Below are 18905 nucleotides of genomic sequence, written 5' to 3' on the forward strand. Positions count from 1 at the left end.
GACTGAGCGCGCCAGTTGGCCGCAACGGCGCTCAGTTCCCGTACATAGGTAGTGGAGAGCTCGGCGCGGTCAGAGCACTCGGCTTGGATCGAGTCGATGATGTCGATCGCTGCACGTTCGAAGTCATCCGCCAGATGGCGTTCGAGCTCTAAAAAAAGTGCACAAAGTGCACTGTAAAGTCACATCGAAATTCCGTGTCACTGGACCCGAATCTGACGCGATACTTGCGAGGGTCTTCGTTGATTACGTGAATGCTAGGGAGGACCTCAAAACGCTGCTGCGGAAAATGGCCCTCGATCTGCAGCTCTCCTTCAAATTTTATAAATTGCGGATAATTCTCACCGGCCTCTCCAGTGGTCATCTTGAACCGGGCATCCGTGCCTATTTGTACCGCCTGATTGGGGGCGAACCTGATGGGGCCGTCAGGGAACGTGAAGATGTCCACGCGGTCTACGGGAACAGATTCGACGTCGTATGTGACGCCCCACAGGCCTGCACCGTGTCGCTCATGTGCTCGCGGCGACCGAGGTGTCGGGCCAGGGCTCGCCAGTTCTTGAGATGTGCGATGCCGTGCTCGACGCGGATACGGCGTGAGGAATGTGCCTTGCGCTGGCGCTCGTACATTTCCTCGTACCAGTCCGGGGCGTTCTTCTTGAACTTGCGGTGCGGTGGTGTCACCACGCGGCCGCCGGTCTGAGCACCCAGCCCCTGGTAGCCGGCATCGGCGAGGATCTCGACCGCGGGCCCGCCAGCCAGGAGTTTGGCCAGCCCCAACTGGCGGGCGTGGGTGATGTCCGCCCAGCTTCCGGGCTGGGCGGGGCTGCAGAACAGCACGCGTCCTCGGCCGTCCGTGACCACCATGGATTTGACGGCGTTCTGCTTGTTTTTGCCGGAGATGAACTTGTCCCGGTCCTTGCGCCCTTGGGCCGGACGCCGGACCCGGATCTCGGTGCCGTCGATGATGCCGGTTTTCCCGGTCGCGCCGAGATGGTCGACGACTTCGGCCAGGGTCCGCAGCCGCACGTCGGGGCTGATGGTGCACCCTCGCTCGGCGAGCAGGGGCCGCACCTCGTTGATGGCCCGGGTGATGGTGGATCGGTCCACGCCGAACCAGCAGGCCAGCACATCGTGGGTAGTTCCGTGACGGAGATGGACGAGGGTGGCCAGGAGCCGGTCGACGAACACCAGCCGGTGCTTCGCGCCGGCACCCACGGCACGCTTCCGCGGCCGTGAGGCAAGCCCGGCCTGGTGGCGCTCATGCCACAACGGGCCGACTTCGGCGACGAGTTCAGCAATCACATCGGCCGTAAGGCCCGTGATCTTTGATCACGGTTGTGTGGTGGGGAACGCGACTCGTGCAGTGGTCATCAGCAACCGGCGGCGATCAAGGACTCGACGCCTCACCGCCAACCATGCACGAACTCGTTAGGCACCGGCTGCACGCACAAGACGAGAGGACCGCTGATGAAGCGTTCGGCGCCGCGCACGAGCTGGAAGAAGAACGCCAAGCCGGCCGCCGCGCTCGTAGCCCTCGGCGGATTTCTTGCACTATCGCTGTGGCTCGGTGATGAGCTGTGGAATCTGTCCGCGTACTGGCCGGCGTCCGGCATCGGATTCGGCGCCACCATCGGCGTGCTGCTCCCGATCACGTTCACGGCGGCCAAGCGCTCCTTCCGCAGGGGCTACTCGGACGGGAGCACGTACCGGCCTCGGTGGGTCGTGGCCGGCATCGTGTACGCGGCAGTAGCCCTGGTGAGCGCGTTGGCCGCTTCTCGCGCGATCCCCGGAAAGGGCTCCTCGGCCTCCTGTCACAGCGAGTGGCAGCCATGCTGGGTGAACCACCTCTATCCGGGGGCCTTCCTCGTGACACTCGGCAGCTTGGTCGCGACGGCGGCCGTCATGCATTGGCTGCCGAGCTGGATGTCCAATCTGCGTGCCCGGTCCCGCCGATAGCCGCCGAGGTCGTCAGAGTGGAGAGGGGACGTGTCCGGAACCGCCAGGAGATCGCATGGCTTTCCTGCGACCTCAAGGTCCCCGACAGCATCAAACCCTCGGAGCGCCGACGAGCCACCGCCCAAACTTCGATGTCACACGCTCAAACTCCGATGTCACAGGACAGTTGTCCTGCCTCAGGTAAGTCCGGGCAGTCTCAAAGATCTCCGGGCGCATGACTGGTACGGGGCTGTCCTCCCGCCCTCTGGCGGGAGGACAGCCCCGTACCTTTCCGGTGGCCGCCCGGTCAGTACAGCTTGTTGACGGCCGTGATCGTGGTCTTCTTGAAGGCGGTCACGGGCGCGTTCACGAAGTCGCCCATCTCGCCCCACTTGACGACGGTGACGGTCCTGTCGTCCCTTCCGACCGACAGCAGGGCGATGTCGGTGGCGCCCCCCGACGTCTCGGTGTTCAGGCCGCGGACGTGGGCGCCCTCCTCGACCGGCAGCGTGCCGTAGTCCCGGCCCTCGGCGTCGACGTCGGGCGAGGACTCCTCGATGCGGTCGGCGCAGGTGCGGATCAGGTCGTCGTAGTGCTTCGCCAGGGCCTTGGCCTGGGCGGCTGTACCCGTCACGACGGTCAACTGCACGGCGCTGGTGTCCAGGTCGGTGCGGAACTCCCGGTGCCGGTAGTCGTAGTCGAGCACGCCCTCCGTGCTCACGCAGAGGCCGAGTGCCTCCGGGAACCCCTCGGTGACCCGCCCGGCGGTCCAGGACGACGTCGGGTGCGGCGGCAGCTGGGACGCCGACAGGAACTTGGGCGCGGCGGCCTTCGGTGCGGCGCCCGCGGCCGGTGCCGTCAGGACCGAGCCCGCCGCAAAGGCGGCGACGGCAAGTGCGGTGAGAGCGCTCGTTCGGATACGCATGGACATGGGTGTTCCCCCTGGATGAGTATGTGGACGTGGATGCCCCGGCCCGGTCGCGGGGACACACAGGAGACTCACAGCGGTCCATGACCGCTCCGTCCGGCGAATGTGACCGGACCATGACCGTTCCTCACCAGTCACCGTCACACAGCTCCATGGCGGCTGACCTGGTGTTTTGCGGCTCTACAGATCGACTCACCCACCCCGTTCCCGTCCTTCCCGAAGGTCCTGCTGTCGCGTACCCGTGTACTCGCCCATGCCCGCGTCCGGGCCGCCGTCGTGGCCGCACTGCTGTCGCCGCCCCGGTTTGTGATCACGTGAGGCCGAGTAGGGCGAGCGGACGTTTCTGGTCGCGGGAGTTGGCCCGGAGTGCGGCAGCGACGTTCTGGGTACCGGCGATGCGCAGGGCGCCGATGGCAAGGTTGCGCCAGGTCGACATGGCACGGGGTGCATTGCCGGTTGCGAGCAGCGCGTGGCGTCGCGTTCCCTGACGTGACGCGGGTGAGCATGTGCGGATCCAGCCCTCATCTCGCACCGAGGCGATGTGATGCCCGACCGCGCCGACCATGTCCGCCCCGAGAGCACCGCACCGACGTGGATCTTGCGGCACCGCCGCCGGAACAGTCGCGACATCACGCATTCAAGGTCAGTAAGCAGGTGTGTTGACTTGCCCGTACCGGGAGGGCGGGCAATCTCACTGACCGACTTGGACCGTGTCCTATGTGGTGAGGCGGACGAGTCGCTTGTAGCAGCAGAGAGCGGCTGCGAGTCCGAGGAAGGCCAGGTGGTTGCGGGGATCGCGTTCGTAGCGAGGGCTCAGGCGTCGGTAGCCGGAGAGCCAGGACATGGTCCGCTCGATGACCCAGCGGCGGCATCCTAATCGTTCGCTGGATTCGACGCCTTTGCGGGCGATGCGTACTCCGATTCGCTTCCATCGGAGCCATCTGCGCAGGTCGGCGCGGTCGTAGGCTTTGTCTGCGTGGAGGCGCTGGGGCTTGGAGTACCGGCCGCGGTGGGGGTCGTGTCTCGTTTGGTGACCCTCGATCATGGGCTTCAGCCCTTCGCTGTCGTGGGTGTTGCCGGCCGAGATGCCGACGAGAAGGGGCAGTCCGTTCGCATCCGACAGGATGTGCATTTTGGAGCCCGGCTTGCCCCGGTCCACGGGGCTCGGACCTGTGTGTTCGCCCCCTTTTTAGCCCTGACATGGGCGGTGTCGAGGACGACGCGGGTGACGTCGATGAGGCCGGCGTCATCGAGCTGGTGCAGGACCGCTTCGTGCAGGCGGCCCCAGACGCCGGCTCTCGACCAGATCAGGAACCGGCGGTGGGCGGTCGACTTCGATATCCCGAAGCAGGGTGGCAGTTGGCGCCAGGCGCATCCGCTGACAAGGATGTAGATGACGGCCGCGAAGAGCGTCTCATCAGGCGTGTCCTGCGTTCCGCCGCCCTGCGGCCGCACCTTCGACGGCGGGATCAGCGGCTTCGCGATCTCCCATAGCCCGTCGGGAACAATCCAACTCCACGTAACCCGCCCCATGTACGGCTCAACGTCCTCCCATCGGGAGGCGGGCATCTTGGTGATGCGGGGTATCGCCCGGGTTGGGATTACGTCATGGACGTTGGCTGTCACGGTCAGCGTCCGTCGGCGCGACGGCCCGGTGGCCGAGGACCTCTCGTGGATCACTGTGTCGGTGGGGCTTTTGGAGTCGGTTGCTCCGTGGCGGACGTTTCATTGGTACAAGGGGCAGAAGCACTTTTCCGGCACGTGCTGGTCGGCGACGACACAGGAACACGTGATCTACGAGTCGCGCCTGGAGCTCACGCGGCTACTGTTCGCCGACTTTGAGCCCTCGGTACACAGCATCGTGGCCCAGCCGCTTCTGCTGCCGTACACGCCGCGTCATGACGACTGCGGGGATACCGAGCGCCAGCAGCACCGGGATCGCGGCGGCGATCCCGAACCAGAGGAAGATCGCGAGATAGCCGTAGGCGGCGTTGTCCACGTCCGCGTCTGCCTTCACCAGGAGGACGATGCTGGCCACGAACGCGACCGCCATGAGACTCGCGACGGCGATCGAGAGCCAGAGCAGGACGCCGGCCCAACGCCGGTACCTGGTACTGACCTCCTGGATCTGTGGTGGTCCGTACACGCCGGGCGGACCGGGCAAGGGACTTGGCGCCGGGCGTTGGGCCGGCCGCTGATCAGACATGAGGCCCCGTTCTGCTGTGCGCGGCCCCGGAACACCAGCGTCCGCCGCCACAGCACGCACCGCGCCGGAGCGTCGTCCGCCGGGTCACTTCTTCACCGAGTCCCATGCGCCGGCGTGGAAGCTGCGCAGGAGGGCGATCAGCGCGGCCCCGAGCCGCCAGTCCACACCGGGTGCGTGTACGTGCAGTTTGTCGCCCTTGGACCTGAACTCCAGCGGGACCTGCCCGTTCGCGCGCCACCGGATGCGCCGGGGTGCGCGTGCGAAGCCGCCCTCGTTGCCAGGGACGCTGTCGAAGACGCTGATCACCAGGACCACCGTCATCAGGGGCAGCAGGAGCCACCACATCCACCACCACACGATCCTCCCCTTGAAGCCGACCGCTTCAGGGCCGCCGGGCTGGTGCACGGTCCAGCGAGTGCGCAGGCCCCTGCCGCGGAGCGCCTTCTCGCGCATGAGCGTGCCGATGACCTCGCCGTGCGCGCCGAGCACCTGAAACCTCGCGACGCCGCCGCCGACCGACAGGGTCACCACGGTGGCCACCCGCTCCCGGCGTTGATCGTCGGCCCACAGGGCGAAGGAACGGGCCCCGCCCCTACGGGCCGCAAGGTACGCGGACGTGCCTCCCGGCGGCAGTTCGCGCTCCACGTACACAGCCGACGGCGCCGGCCCCGACGCGTCGGAGAAGCTGACCATGCCCGCCACCTTCGCCTGCCCCTGGCCGTCGACTCGTCTCGGCCCGCCGTACATGGTCAGTACGTTGCTGCTCATCCGACGTGCTCCAAGTAGTAGTCGTGTGCCCGGGCCGGCCCAGTCTGTCTCACCCGCCACCCAACGGATAGCTCCACCCTGCGGGAGGGTCAGCTGCCAGTTCGGGTGACAGTTTCAGTCACGCGGCCACGCACCCGGAGGCCCTTCGGTACCCATCCGCAGATCAACTGCTTGTCCCCCGTAGCCAGTTCGAGGATTCGGACACGACCGTGAGACAGACCGACTACGACACGGCGTGAGACAGCGCATGGTTTCCGCAGGTCACAGTGCCGCCGTAGGACACGAACCGCGAGACCCTACACATCGTGTGGGATCTCAGATTCCGTGGCCGAATCTCACGACCAACGGTCGCCCAGTGGCCGACCAGCCGCAACCAGAGACTGGTTGGCTAGACGGGCGCGGCATGGATCAGACGTCACCTTGGGAAAAGACAGTGAGCCTCTTTCATCCTGTGCTGCAGGGGTGAAATGGGCTGGTCAGCGGCGGCGGTGACGTGGCAGAGCCCCTCGTCGTTGGCGTGGTGATCTCACTCATCACACCGGCGGCCGAGGGGCTCTGTTGGTTCCGTATCCTTCCACGCTCGACGTCCCGTATGAGCTGGTCGAGCATGTCTCCTGGCTGATCTACGCCCGAAGGCGTGAACTGAACTCGCCGTGGCGGAAGCTGGGTTGCTTCAAGCAGGCCTTGCTGGTCCTGGCCCACTTACGGAAGAACGAGACGTTCGCTCAGGTGGGGGCCGGGTTCGGGGTGTCGGAGGCGACGGCGTGGCGATACGTGGACGAGACCGTCGAGATCCTGGCTGCCTGGGCGCCGGGCCTGCACGAGGCCCTGGTAGGCCTGGGCGAGGGCGACTTCGTCATCGTCGACGGGACGTTGATCCCCACCGACCGCATCCGGGCGGACGAGCCGTACTACTCGCAGAAGCACAAGAAGCACGGCATGAACGTCCAGGTCATCGCACGTCCTGACGGCACACCCCTGTGGTTTTCACGGGCAGCCCCGGGACGGACCCACGACCTGACCGCAGCCCGGTCCAACGGCATCGTCCAGGCATGCCTGACCCGGCAGATCCTCATCCTGGCCGACCGTGCCTACCAGGGCGCCGGCGCCACCGTCCGCACCCCCCACTACGGCCACCGCGAACTCCCTGACCACTACCAGCAGTACAACCGCGACCACGCACGTCTCCGAGCTCCGGGCGAACGCGCCTTTGCCCGCCTCAAGTCCTGGCGACTGCTACGACAAGCCCGGTGTTCAACGAACCGCATCGGTAGAACCGTCGCAGCCGTTCACACTCTCCTCATCTGCGAATACACAAGATGAAAGAGGCTCAGTGACGACGGAAAGGTGGCCTTCCGTTCGTACGTCAACAACGTCCACCCCGAGACGCATCGCGCACTGGCCCGTGTCCTGCCCGACCTGTTCGCGTGCATGCGCCCGCTGCTGGAGAACATACTCACCGATCTGCGGCACCCGCGGCCCCTGCGGATCCAGGCCGATGCTTACGGGTGATACGACTCGAAGCCCGAGTATCCGGCCAGATCCGCCTACAGCGATGACGGGGCCTACGCGGAAGCCGTCCGTGCATGGGGAGAGGCCCAGGACGACTGGTGGGAGAACTGCCGCCCGGTCGTCCCGGACGCCCCGGCCTTCACCCCGCCCGAGTTGCCCGACGAATCCGCCCGAGTCGACCTGCGCGGCCGCCGACTCCAGGTCATCGTCAAGCTCGCCACCATTCATCTCACCCCGGACAAGCCCGAGTACCCCGGCGGTTCCTGGCATGTCGAGGGGATGATGAACGAGCGGACCGTCTCGACCTGCATCTACTACTGGGACAGCGAGAACATCACCGAGAGCCGGCTGAGTTTCCGGGCGGCACTCGACGACCCGTGCTACGAACAGAACGACGACAACGGCGTGCGTGAGGTCTACGGCCTGGAGGACGAAGACGCGTTGAACCAGGTGCTGGGATCGGCATCGACGCCGGCGGGCCGCTGCCTGGCGTTCCCGAACATCCTGCAACACCGCGTCGGCTCATTCCGCCTCGCGGACCCCACCCGCCCGGGCCATCGCAAGATCCTCGCGTTCTTCCTGGTCGATCCGTCGGAAAAGATCGTCTCGACATCCGATGTGCCACCCCAGCAACCATGGTCCGACACCTCGACCATGACGCTTGAACAGGCCAAGAACTACCGTGAACAACTCATGCAGGAACGCAAGTTCTTCGTCGACGAACACAACGAGCATCTCTATGAAAGGGAGTTCTCGCTCTGCGAGCACTGACCCTCTTCACCCGTGCACCCGTTCAGGTCAGCGGGGTGTGGACGGACGCCTGGGCGACGGTCCCGATAGGGGTGGGTGGAGCACCTGCCCTCTCGGAGCGGTCGCCGGGTTGCAACTGTGCGATGGCCAGTTCCCAGGAGCCCGCAGCCGGGCGTGACCACCGTCGACCTCCTGCGGACCCCCCGCGCGGCGGTGAGCTCGCCCCGCGGCGCGGGAGGAACGCCGCGGGGCCCCACTGGCCGGCCTCGGCGCGAAGCCCCGCAACATCCCAGAGGGATCGGCAGCGCTGCGCGCGCCCCTTCAAGACCTGCGTAGCTACAAAGACCCCCTTCCCTCGGCTCATCCGAGGGAAGGGGGTCTTCATGTACCTAGAGGCGTTTTAGAAACCGCCGTAGAACCACCAACTGCCGCCGTCCTGGAGCGACCAGTAGCAAGGGTCACTGTAGTTGAACAGAACCCTGGCGCTCTCGCACTCCCCTTCGGTTGCGAACGGGCCGTAGTAGTCGCCGGCCTCCTTCGCGCTTGCCACGCCACCCAGTGAGAGGGTCATCACCGCGACAACTCCCGTCCCAATGACGAGGTTCTTCAAAGCACGCTTCAAGTTCGTATACCCCCGACCGTTTCGGTGCTATTTCGTCGAGACGCTGATCAGATTCACCGCAGAGGTCATCCTCGGTGAGATTATCCCAAGATGATCAACGCCGAAGAATTTTTACCACGCCGAGATGCGCCGCGCAACTCGCCAACCAGTTCATCCTGACCCTCACCCCGTAAGCGAAGAAGACTTTCGCCAACTCTTCACATGGTGTGTGGAGTTATTTCATCCGGGGTGTTCAGTCCGAACAATGAGCCCTTTTCAAGCTGGCGGGGCTGACCGCGAGTTGGACTGCCCTGCACAACGACAAAGCTCCTGGTAGACGGGTTCTCGACCAAGATCACCCGTGTCCGCCAGGAGCTTCGCGTGCTTGTCTACCCGTCCTCGATTGATCTGTCCAGCCGCACCTTGCGGTTCCTGACCGGGCAACTGACAGCCCGGCGGCAGGAGATCGGAACGCGGTGGCGGCGCCTTCCTGCCGGACGTCAGGCCCTGCTCGCCCTGGCCCACCTGCGGTGCGGTGACACTTACGCCCAGCTCGCCGCCGGGTTCGGCATCGGGATCGCGACCGCGTACCGCTACATACGTGAAGCCGTCGAGGCCCTGGCCGCCCTCGCGCCGTCCCTGGACGAGGCGATGACGACGATCCGGGTGAAGGCGTTCGTCATCCTCGACGGCACCTTGCTGCCGATCGACCGCATCGCCGCCGACGCCCCGTACTACTCCGGGAAACATAAACGCCACGGCATGAACGTCCAGGTCCTCACCGATCCCTTCGGACGACTGCTCTGGGCCTCGCCGGCTCTGCCCGGCTCGACTCACGACCTGACCGCCGCGCGGCAGCACGGGATCATCGAAGCCCTCGCCGATGCGGGGCTCAAATGCTGGGCGGACAAGGCGTATCAAGGCGCCGGCGGATCCGTCCGGGTTCCGTTTCGGGGCCGCCGCCTCAAGCGATGGAAGCGTCGCCACAACACCACCCACGCCAAGGTCCGCTGCCTCGGCGAGCGGGCCATGGCCACCATCAAGGGCTGGCGCCTCCTGCGGAAGCTCCGCTGCAGCACCAACCGAATCACCGACGTGGTGAAGGCCGTCCTCGTCCTTCACCACGCATCAGCGTGAGGTTGGAAAAGGCTCACTGACATCGACATCCGTGGGAAGCCACTGGAATCTCCCCGAGAACTCGTACTTGGAGTAACGGTCCGTCGGATTCTGCTCGCGTCGAGCACGCCTTCGCCCGTATGAAAACCAGGGAGGTCCGCCGCGACTGCCGGCTCAGAGGCGAGGGCGTCCACCACGCGATGCTTGGCATTGCCCGCCTGCACAATCCCGCCCTCAGCGGATAGGCAATTGCCCCAACAGTGATGTGCGCCTGAACCGGACTGAAGATCACTTACCCCCTCAGACCCACCAAACCGTGGCCTCACCCAGACCCGACGGACTGTCAACCGGGGCTGTCCACAGCACGGGCACCGGTCGAACGCGGCGTCACACGGCTGAAGTCCTGACGGATCTTCCGCAGGTCCTGGTGCAGTCCGAATCGGATGTCGTCAATCGCCGCGGCCGTCCTCACTCTGGAGCGGCAGCACTGAAAGAGCTCACTGAACACACCGCCCCGGCTGCCCGACATTCCCGAGCCACGCCCCGACGACCTGAAGCCCTTCCTCGGGCACTGGAGCCCCTACGGCCCCACCTACTGACGCCCGCTCCACCAAACGTCCGGCCCGCCGAAGTACGGCGGCAGCGCGCCCGCCGCCGCAATCAACAGCGCCGGAACCCGGCGGAATTGTCTTCAAGTTCCCGCAAAACCAGCCCTCGGGAGCGCGCCTCCCAGCCAACGTGACCTGCACGATCAGTCAGGTGACGTACCGTCAGAACGAGCGTCACGAGCGTCATTTCAGCGTCAAGATATCGCCCGTAACGCCCACACCACACATAACGCGCGCTGGCAAAGCCGCAGCTCAGGAGCCCTTCGCGGCCGGTTCCAGGATGGCCACACACTCCACATGATGAGTCATCGGAAAGCTGTCGGCCTGGGCGAGTCACGGAAAAGACCAGGTCAGAGCCGATTTATCGGCTCACGGTGCCGCGCCCGGGCGACCAGAGCGCCAAACGAGCGTCATGACCAACAGTCCATCCCTCGTCTTCGGGCGGAACAGGCCGGCCCGACCAGCTCGCCCGCACGAGCTCGCTATCGCTCACTCCGGACGCAGGCTCGGACATCATGACCCGCGCCACTGCTCCGGCCGCCAGAATGGAGCCATTCCCTCCAGCCCACAGCACCCCGCCCCCACGCCGAGCGACCTGTCGGGCGTGGTCGCCGAGGACCTCGCGCTGTACCGGAGAAGTTCCGGCGCCGTCTGCCGGAATCGCTGGACCAGCTGCACGGCCCGACCCAAGGGGTCGTGAAACCACCAAGGTGCACGCGCTGGAGACCGCCCCGCTGTCGGCCCGCTTCACCGTGACCGACCCGGCCACCGGGCGGGTATGCGAAGTCGACGTCCTCAAGGAGCCTCCCGGAGATGGACCAACCGTGTCTGGTCGGCTACCGGCAAGGTGTCCGGCCGCCCGGACATGCCGGCGGCCGGACCGGGTGTCACACGCTCACACGCGGAGCGTCACGCACTGGCGCAACAGCGGTTCCAGGCGCAGTTGGACGTCTTCACGGTCGAATACCTGAAGAGCGTCTAGGCAGTTGACGATCCACCGCGCCTCGCCCTCGTCCTCGATCTTGAGCGCCACAGCGGTCACCGCGCCCTCCAGATTGAACGGGTCGCCCTTGAACTCATCATCGAGGGCCCAGTATCCAGCGGCAAGCAGCGGGGCCACGTGCACACCGGTCGCCTCGACGAAGGCACTGGCTTCGGCCCGGTCCGCGCGGACGCCTGCCAGGCGACGCAACACTGGCCTCGGCTGTTTCGTCGCGGTGATAGAGCGTGCGTCCAGGCCGGGGCGCCCTCGGCGAACACCAACGCAGGAGGGCGGCGGATTCATCCCGCCGCGATGATCAGGGTGGTGATCAGGTGATCACCGAGGTGGTGATCAAGGTCCCGCCCGAGTCTCACCTGCAAAGCAAGGTTTCGAACTCTTTACCAAAGGATTTCAAGCAACCTCTTGCGCATCGGCGGATCAGCAGTCGATATTCATCCAACGCAACTGAATCAACTCGTGTTGACAACACGAGTTGATACTTCCAGAACGCAGCCCCGAGCCGAAGGAGGGTCTGATGGCAACTCGCCGCGACGTGGCACGCCTGGCGGGCACCTCCGAGGCCCTGGTCAGCTACGTCCTCAACAACGGCCCCCGCAAGGTCGCCCCCGCCACCCGCGAGCGGATCCTCGCGGCGATAGACGAGCTCGGCTACCGCCCCAACGTGGTGGCCCGGTCCCTGAAGACCTCGCGGACCATGACCTTCGGGCTGGTCGTGCCCGACAACTCCAACCCCTTCTTCGCCGAGCTGGCCCGCGTCATCGAGGATGTCGGCTTCGCCTCCGGCTACACGATGCTGCTGGGCAACGCGATGGGTGACGACGCCCGCGAGGCGACGTACATCCGGACCCTGCTCGACCGGCAGGTGGACGGGCTCATCGTGGTCCCGATCCACGGCCCGCACAGTTGGGTCGCGGAGCTGTCCGAGCAGACGACCGTGCCCCGGCTGGTGCTCGACCGCGAGCTGGAGCTGCCGGGGGCGACGCAGGTGCTCACCGACAACGAGGGCGGCGCGTACCAGGCCACCTCCCATCTACTCGCTCACGGCCGGCAGCGGATCGGGTGCATTGCCGGGCTGGAGGGCGTGCATCCGACGGTCGACCGGGTCGCGGGCTGGCGCCGGGCCCTCGTCGAGGCGGGGCGGGATCCGGAGAGCGCGTCGCTGACGCATGTGCCGTTCGGACGGGCCGACGGGTACCGGGCCGGCCGGCGGATGCTCGCGGAGGCGGGGCATCCGGACGCGCTCTTCGTGGCGAGTGACGAGCAGGCCATCGGCGTCCTGCGCGCCGCCGCCGAACTGGGACTGCGCGTCCCCGACGACGTGGCGGTCTGCGCCTTCGACGGTATCGACGGCAGCGAGTACACGGTGCCCGCGCTCACCACCATGCAGCAGCCCTTCGACGAGCTGGGCCGCTCGGCCGTCGAGTGGCTCCTGGCCAAGATCGCCGACCCCACCCTCCCGGTACGGCGCATCACCCACCCCACCACCCTGATCGCCCGCGGCTCCTGCGGCTGCCCGGACCTCGCCGGGGGCGACTCGATGATCGGCGAGCGCTTATAGCGACGGCGGGCGAGCGGGCAGAGCGGGTGACCGGTCACGGCTCCCGGCTCGCACCGAAATGCCCGACCGTACGCCGCGTACATCCCGTACGACTCGTACGACCCACCTGATCCGTACGACGGACTACGGCCTCACCGTGCGCCCCGGCTCACCTGGCCCCGACCTCAAACTCGGCCCCCGGTCCCGGACTTACGGACTCCCAGACTCCCGGTCTCCGACCCAGCCTCCCCCGGCCTCGGAGTCCGGGCCGCCCCCCGCGCCCCGCGCGGACCCCACGCCACCCCGTTTTGACGCAATGACGCGACGAAAGGCACTCCCATGAACACCAACGTCACCGCCGACTCCGGCGCCACCGCCAACCGCACCGCACGCAGAGTCCGTTCCGCCACCGCTATCGCCGCCGCCGCGACGATGCTGCTGGTGGTGGCCGGTTGCGGCCGGGGCGGGGACAGCTCCGACAGCGGCAGCAAGTCGGGCGAGGCGAAGATCGCCATCGTCACCCGGAACTTCACCAACCCCTACTGGGCGGCGCTGCGCGACGGCGCGATAGCCGAGGGCAAGAAGCAGGGCGTCAAGGTGGAGGTCCAGGCGGGCGCGTCGGAGACCGACAGCACGGGTGAGAACGCCAAGATCTCCACCCTCGCGGGCCAGGGCTACAACTGCTTCGGCGTCGTACCGGTCAACGCCACCAACGTGATCACCCCGCTCGTCCCGGTCGCCCAGAAGAAGATCCCGATCCTCAACCTGGACACCCAGATCGACGCGAACGCCTCGAAGCAGGCCGGGGTGTCGTACGCCTCGTTCATCGGCTCGGACAACCTGTCGGCGGGTGAGCAGGCGGGCGAGGGCCTGCTGAAGCTCATGGGCGGCAAGGGCGAGGTGGCCATTCTCCAGGGCATCGCCGGTGAGCAGAACGGCATCAACCGCCAGAAGGGCTTCACGGAGAAGGTCGCGGGCAAGCTGGACATCGTCGCCACCCAGCCCGCCGACTACGACCAGGCCAAGGGGCAGACGGTCACCGAGGCCATCCTCAAGGCCCACCCGAAGATCACCGGTATCTTCGCCGCCAACGACACCATGGGTCTGGGCGCCGCGCAGGCGGTCCGCAACGCCGGCCTGACCGGCAAGGTCTCCATCATCTCGGTGGACGGCATCAGCGCCGCGCTGGAGGCGGTCAAGGCGGGCACCCTCAGCGGCACGATCTCCCAGTACCCGTACGCCGAGGGCCAGTTGGCCGTGCAGGCCTGCATCGACCTGGTCGCCAAGAAGAAGGTGCCCAGCCGGATCGTCGCCCCGATCGCCCTGATCGACTCCACCAACGTGGACAAGGCGATGAGTTCCGCCCCGCAGCCGTTCGTCCCGTTCGAGAACCCGCTCTCCTCGGCCGGGAAGTGATCTGATCATGGCTGACACTCAGGCGCCGGGCCGGCTCGGCCTGGACTTCTCGGTCGAGGCGACGGCACGCTACGCCGCCCCGATCGGGCTGGGCGTGGTGTTCCTCATCTTCTTCATCGCCACGCCCGACTTCCTCACCACGTCCAACATCAGCGACCTGCTGGTGTCGGCCTCGATCCTGCTGGTCCTCGCCATGGGCCAGCAGCTGGTGGTCACCGTCGCCGGTATCGACCTCTCGGTGGGCTCCAACCTGCCCTGGTCGGCGGCGGTCCTCGGGTACGCCTACACCAGTGGCTGGGGACTGACCGTCTCCGTCGGCCTGGCCCTGCTGGCCGGGCTGGCGGTGGGCGTGGTCAACGGTCTGCTGGTGGCCCGGCTGAACATGACCGACTTCATCGTCACCCTCGGCTCGCTCTCCGTGGTCAGCGGTCTCACCCTGCTGCTGACCAGCGGCAACACCGTCCCCGTGAACTCGGACTTCCTGCGCGCTCTGGCGATCAACGGCATCGGCCCGGTGCGCTGGTTCTGGGTACTGGCCTTCGTGGTGGCCGTGCTGGTGGGCTTCCTTCTCTACCGCACCCGTACCGGCACCTATCTGCTGTCGACCGGCGGCAACATCGAGGCCGCACGGGGTGTGGGCATCCACGTCAACCGTATCCGGCTGATCGCGTACGCGAGTTCCGGGCTGGCCTGCGGGGTCGCGGCCGTGCTGTTCGTGGCCCGCACGGGCGGCGCCGACCCCAGCCTCCAGACCGACCTGCTGCTCAGCTCCATCGCGGCGGTGGTCCTCGGCGGGTCCAGCCTGTTCGGCGGGAAGGCCTCCGTGTTCGGCACGGTGACCGGCGCGTTGCTGCTCCAGAGCCTCATCAACGGGTTCACCCTGCTCGGCATCTCGCAGTACTACCAGCCCATCGCGGTCGGCACCGTCGTACTCGGCGCGGCCTTCATCTCCCGGTTCCAGAAGTAGGAGAAGCCAGCCATGACGGACACTCCGGCCCGTGTGACGGGCACATCCTCCGCCGCCCCGGCCGCCACCCAGAGCGCCGCCTCGGCCAGTCAGGTCGTCTCGCCGCTCGTGGAGATCACCGGGCTGCGCAAGTCCTTCGGCGCGGTCCAGGCGCTCCAGGGCGTGGACCTGAAGCTGGCCCCCGGCGAGGTCACCGCGCTCCTCGGCGACAACGGCGCGGGCAAGTCCACGCTGGTGCGCTGTCTGACCGGTGTGCACCCGCAGGACGCGGGCGAGATCCGCTTCCGGGGCGAGCAGGTCCGGTTCCACTCCCCCGACGACGCCCGGCAGTTGGGCATCGAGACGGTGTACCAGACCCTCGGCCTCATCGAGGACCTCCCGGTCTGGCAGAACCTCTACCTCAACCACGAGCTGACCAGCGGCTTCGGCCCGTTCCGGGTGCTGGACAAGAAGTCCATGATCGCCCAGAGCAGCGACATCCTGTCCCGGCTGGACGTGAACGTGCCGAACGTACGGGCCACCGTGCGGCGGATGTCGGGCGGTCAGCGGCAGTGCATCGCCATCGCCCGCGCGGCCAACTGGGGCCGCACCCTGGTCATCATGGACGAGCCGACCGCAGCGCTGGGCGTCCGGGAGACGGCGGCCGTGGAGGAGCTCATCGCCCGGCTCCGCGAGGCGTCGGTGACCGTGCTGCTGATCAGCCACGACATGGCGCAGGTGCTCCGGGTCGCCGACACCGCGTACGTACTGCGCCGAGGCCGGACCGCCGCGCGGCGGACCGTCTCCGCCACCACGGGTGACGAGCTGGTCGGGCTGATCACCGGGGCCGTGCAAGGGGACGCGCATGCCTGAGGCCGTGCCGGGTACGTCACCCCAGGTCGTGGTGATCGGCTCGGTGAACATCGACCACGTCGTCGTCGCCGACGCCTTCCCCTCCCCCGGCGAAACCCTCCTCGGCCGTACCGCGTACGTCACCCTCGGTGGCAAGGGCGCCAACCAGGCGGCCGCGGCGGCCTCCGGAGGCGTTCGTACGGCGATGATCGCCCGGGTGGGCGAGGACGCCGAGGCGGACCGGGCCCGTGCCCGGCTGGTCGCCGGCGGAGTGGACGTCGAGGCGGTGACCACGGTGCCCGGCGCCGAGACCGGTACCGCGTGGATCACCACGGCGGCCGGCGACAACACCATCGTGGTGGTCGCCGGCGCCAACCACCAGTGGCCCTCCGAGGGCGACCCCACCGAGGGCCTCGGGGCTCAAGCAGCCGTCGTACTGGCCCAGTTGGAGATCCCGCTGGATGTCGTCCGCCGCGCGGCGGACGCCTGCCGGGGACGGTTCCTCCTCAACGCCGCCCCCGCCGCCGAACTCCCCGACGACCTGATCGCCCGCTGTGACGTGCTCATCGTGAACGAGCACGAACAGGCGGTGGTGTCAGGCCAGTTGGCGACGGACAAAGATGCTGAGGTCACGCCGGACGAAGCGTCCGTACGGAAGGCGCACGACGCGCTGCGCGCCCGGGGTGCCAAGGCCGTGGTCACCACCCTGGGCGAGGCGGGCGCCATCGTCACCGACGCCGACGGCGTCTCCACGGCGCTCCCGGCCGTCCCCGCGACCGTCGTGGACACCACGGGCGCCGGTGACGCCTTCGCCGGAGTGCTCGCCGCCCGGCTCGCCGCCGGTGACTCGCTCCTGGACGCCGCACGCCTCGGCATCGCCGCGGGCTCCCTGGCCGTACGGGTCTCGGGTGCGCCCCAGCAGTACGCCGGCCTGGCCACGCTGCGCGCCCTCGCCCCCACCACTCCCCCTACCGAAAAGGACTGAACCCGTGCAGCGCAAGGGCATCATCCACCGCGAACTGGCCGGGCTGATCGCCGGTCTCCGCCACACCGACACCTTCGTGATCAGCGACGCCGGGCTCCCCCTGGCACCCGACACCCCCGTCGTGGATCTCGGCTACCGGTACGGCCAATCCCCGTTCCTGGACGTCGTCCAGACCGTGCTCAACGAGATCGTCGTCGAGCACAGCTGGGTGACCGACAAGATCCGCGAGGTCAACCTCACCGTCCACACCGGCCTGCGCTCCTTCGGGCTCGACCCCGAACCCATCGACCACGACGAGTTCAAGGCCAGGGTCCGGGACGTCAAGTTCGCCGTACGGACGGGCGAGGACACCTTCTACGCCAACGTGCTCCTCCGCGCGGGGGTCCCCTTCACCCCGTGACAGCCGCCTGCGTGACGGGCAGCCGGACCTGGAGGGAGGAGAACCGTGTGGTCGGGGCGGCGTTCTGGTTGTCGTCGCTGTGCAGTTCACGACGCAGCCCAGCCTGGCCCGAGCTTGCGCCCGTTCCGGCGCAGCGTGAGCTTCATCGTTGGTGCACCTTTTCCATGTCTGTTCAGTGACTTTTCGTTCTCGTCCCCCAAGGGGACAGAGGCGAGATCCTCCGGGCGGATTGGCGGTCCGGTCGACCGAGAACGGGACATGCCCCCGCTCGTTTCCGCCTCGCCGGTTCACACAGAACTGATCTTGTGGGACGGGGAAGTTGATCAGAAACCCGTTCCATCAGGTTGATCAATTCAGATCCCACTCCCCGTGGCCTATCAGGCCGCCGGGGACGAACGGATGAACACGGGGACGCACACACAAAACCGCAGTTCAGGAGCCCTCAGCCATCGGCTCAAGAATCGCCACACACTCCACATGATGAGTCATCGGAAACACGTGGAGACAATGCCGACGGCACCGACCAGCGGTGCTGGCGCCGATTGGGCCCTATGCAACTCATCTCCAACGCTGAGCGGAGCAGGATATCCGTCATTGGCCGGTTACCGAAACCGGTGATTCCGCGGACCATTGGCAGTCCACCGCGTCTCCCCGCTTCCCCACTGCCACGGAAGCAACTAAACCCGAAAGGCACTGTTGACAGGAATGCCCAATCAGAGCGGCGAAACGCCTCACGGCCAGTTCAGCCCCGAGCACATCCGCGCCACCTGGAGTGGGACGGCGAGCGTCGAGGACGCCGCCCAGGCATTCGGCTTGTCGAGATCGAAGAGCTACGACCTCGTTCGCCGCGGAGAATTCCCATGCCGCGTGCTACCGATAGGCCGCACCGCCCGCGTCGTCACCGCCTCGCTCCTCCGCGTACTCGAAAGCGGCGAGCCGGAGTACAACGGACCCTCCAGTGCAAGCCCCAATCCGTCATGACCAACTGCCCGACGACGCCCCGCCGCAGCAAGCCGGCGGGGCGTCGTCGCATCAGGTCCCCGTCTACGCAGGACCCCCGTCGGAGCAAGCTGACGGGGGTCCTCACCTGTCACGATCGATCACAAGCGATCACAAGCGGGTCACCAACCCCGCGGACTCACTCACGTCACAAGACTCTGACCTGGACTTACGCGCTCGCCCTGAATCAACTGGACGCCCATGGACGGTTTCTACGACATGTGCCATGTGGTACCCAGTGAGGGACCCAAGATCAGGACCGGAGCGTCTTCTGGCCCGTCAAAGCGGTATTGGAGGGTGTTAATCGGTGTCTCACTCACCCGCCTGACCCTCTCATCTGTCACGA

Annotated in this window: 17 protein-coding genes and 5 pseudogenes; 13 read left to right on the forward strand and 9 right to left on the reverse strand. The window is 67.0% G+C overall.

Annotated features, from left to right (window positions below; all coding sequences use genetic code 11):
• Positions 1-450: 450 nt before the first annotated feature.
• Entirely contained in the window at positions 451-1185 is a 735-nt protein-coding gene (locus AB5J49_RS05205; RefSeq protein WP_369167282.1) for a transposase family protein, read from the reverse strand.
• A 279-nt stretch (positions 1186-1464) separates the two neighbouring features.
• Here AB5J49_RS05205 and AB5J49_RS05210 point away from each other — a divergent pair, with 279 nt between their 5' ends.
• Positions 1465-1953, forward strand: a complete 489-nt coding sequence (locus tag AB5J49_RS05210) for a hypothetical protein (RefSeq protein WP_369167283.1) — start codon at positions 1465-1467, stop codon at positions 1951-1953.
• Between the two features lie 286 nt (positions 1954-2239).
• Here the strand turns inward: AB5J49_RS05210 and AB5J49_RS05215 are convergent, their stop codons facing one another.
• The 5 genes from AB5J49_RS05215 to AB5J49_RS05235 all read right to left on the reverse strand — a co-directional run bounded on the left by AB5J49_RS05215 (position 2240) and on the right by AB5J49_RS05235 (position 5834).
• Entirely contained in the window at positions 2240-2863 is a 624-nt protein-coding gene (locus AB5J49_RS05215) for a hypothetical protein (RefSeq protein ID WP_369167284.1), read from the reverse strand.
• 307 nt (positions 2864-3170) lie between these two features.
• Positions 3171-3296, reverse strand: a complete 126-nt coding sequence (locus AB5J49_RS05220) for a hypothetical protein (RefSeq protein ID WP_369167285.1) — start codon at positions 3294-3296, stop codon at positions 3171-3173.
• A 279-nt stretch (positions 3297-3575) separates the two neighbouring features.
• A protein-coding gene (locus AB5J49_RS05225) for an IS5 family transposase (protein WP_369175048.1) occupies positions 3576-4393 on the reverse strand; the annotation gives its coding sequence in 2 pieces (ribosomal slippage) (positions 3576-4051 and positions 4051-4393; 819 coding nt in all).
• 289 nt (positions 4394-4682) lie between these two features.
• Complete coding sequence (locus AB5J49_RS05230; protein ID WP_369167286.1) at positions 4683-5006, reverse strand: hypothetical protein; 324 nt, start codon at positions 5004-5006, stop codon at positions 4683-4685.
• Between the two features lie 144 nt (positions 5007-5150).
• Positions 5151-5834, reverse strand: coding sequence for a hypothetical protein (locus AB5J49_RS05235; protein WP_212747177.1), 684 nt, complete (start codon positions 5832-5834; stop codon positions 5151-5153).
• A gap of 517 nt (positions 5835-6351) precedes the next feature.
• Here AB5J49_RS05235 and AB5J49_RS05240 point away from each other — a divergent pair.
• Positions 6352-7157: pseudogene (locus AB5J49_RS05240) on the forward strand (transposase family protein).
• A 6-nt stretch (positions 7158-7163) separates the two neighbouring features.
• A pseudogene (locus tag AB5J49_RS05245) lies at positions 7164-8117 on the forward strand (DUF4246 family protein); the annotation flags it as partial.
• Positions 8118-8496: 379 nt separating this feature from the next.
• On the opposite strand, the gene AB5J49_RS05250 reads toward AB5J49_RS05245, so the two are convergent.
• Entirely contained in the window at positions 8497-8667 is a 171-nt protein-coding gene (locus AB5J49_RS05250; protein WP_369167287.1) for a hypothetical protein, read from the reverse strand.
• A gap of 411 nt (positions 8668-9078) precedes the next feature.
• Here AB5J49_RS05250 and AB5J49_RS05255 point away from each other — a divergent pair, with 411 nt between their 5' ends.
• From AB5J49_RS05255 to AB5J49_RS05265, 3 genes and pseudogenes are all read left to right on the forward strand, one after another.
• Complete coding sequence (locus AB5J49_RS05255) at positions 9079-9834, forward strand: transposase family protein (protein ID WP_369167288.1); 756 nt, start codon at positions 9079-9081, stop codon at positions 9832-9834.
• A gap of 92 nt (positions 9835-9926) precedes the next feature.
• Positions 9927-10058 (forward strand): annotated as a pseudogene (locus AB5J49_RS05260) (IS5/IS1182 family transposase); the annotation flags it as partial.
• A gap of 108 nt (positions 10059-10166) precedes the next feature.
• A pseudogene (locus tag AB5J49_RS05265) lies at positions 10167-10304 on the forward strand (IS5/IS1182 family transposase); the annotation flags it as partial.
• Positions 10305-11316: 1012 nt separating this feature from the next.
• Here the strand turns inward: AB5J49_RS05265 and AB5J49_RS05270 are convergent.
• Positions 11317-11616, reverse strand: coding sequence for a hypothetical protein (locus AB5J49_RS05270; RefSeq protein ID WP_369167289.1), 300 nt, complete (start codon positions 11614-11616; stop codon positions 11317-11319).
• Between the two features lie 322 nt (positions 11617-11938).
• Between AB5J49_RS05270 and AB5J49_RS05275 the strand changes: the two genes are divergently transcribed.
• The 7 genes from AB5J49_RS05275 to AB5J49_RS05305 all read left to right on the forward strand — a co-directional run bounded on the left by AB5J49_RS05275 (position 11939) and on the right by AB5J49_RS05305 (position 18541).
• Positions 11939-12982 carry a LacI family DNA-binding transcriptional regulator gene (locus tag AB5J49_RS05275; protein ID WP_051870072.1) on the forward strand — a complete coding sequence of 348 codons (1044 nt, stop codon included), beginning with the start codon at positions 11939-11941 and terminating at the stop codon, positions 12980-12982.
• 318 nt (positions 12983-13300) lie between these two features.
• The gene (locus AB5J49_RS05280) at positions 13301-14377 is read left to right on the forward strand and encodes a substrate-binding domain-containing protein (protein WP_369167290.1); all 1077 of its coding nucleotides are present in this window, start codon (positions 13301-13303) and stop codon (positions 14375-14377) included.
• A gap of 7 nt (positions 14378-14384) precedes the next feature.
• Positions 14385-15344, forward strand: coding sequence for an ABC transporter permease (locus AB5J49_RS05285; protein WP_369167291.1), 960 nt, complete (start codon positions 14385-14387; stop codon positions 15342-15344).
• 12 nt (positions 15345-15356) lie between these two features.
• Complete coding sequence (locus tag AB5J49_RS05290) at positions 15357-16196, forward strand: ATP-binding cassette domain-containing protein (RefSeq protein ID WP_369167292.1); 840 nt, start codon at positions 15357-15359, stop codon at positions 16194-16196.
• Positions 16189-17160: a ribokinase gene (locus tag AB5J49_RS05295; RefSeq protein ID WP_369167293.1), complete on the forward strand. Its 972-nt coding sequence runs from the start codon at positions 16189-16191 to the stop codon at positions 17158-17160. Before AB5J49_RS05290 ends, AB5J49_RS05295 begins: the two co-directional genes overlap by 8 nt.
• A gap of 4 nt (positions 17161-17164) precedes the next feature.
• Positions 17165-17560, forward strand: coding sequence for a D-ribose pyranase (gene rbsD, locus AB5J49_RS05300; protein WP_369167294.1), 396 nt, complete (start codon positions 17165-17167; stop codon positions 17558-17560).
• Positions 17561-18265: 705 nt separating this feature from the next.
• Positions 18266-18541, forward strand: a complete 276-nt coding sequence (locus AB5J49_RS05305) for a helix-turn-helix transcriptional regulator (RefSeq protein ID WP_369167295.1) — start codon at positions 18266-18268, stop codon at positions 18539-18541.
• Positions 18542-18777: 236 nt separating this feature from the next.
• Here AB5J49_RS05305 and AB5J49_RS05310 read toward each other — a convergent pair.
• A pseudogene (locus AB5J49_RS05310) lies at positions 18778-18879 on the reverse strand (3-oxoadipate enol-lactone hydrolase); the annotation flags it as partial.
• Between the last annotated feature and the right edge of the window lie 26 nt (positions 18880-18905).

Source organism: Streptomyces sp. R28 (assembly GCF_041052385.1).
Lineage (GTDB): Bacteria > Actinomycetota > Actinomycetes > Streptomycetales > Streptomycetaceae > Streptomyces.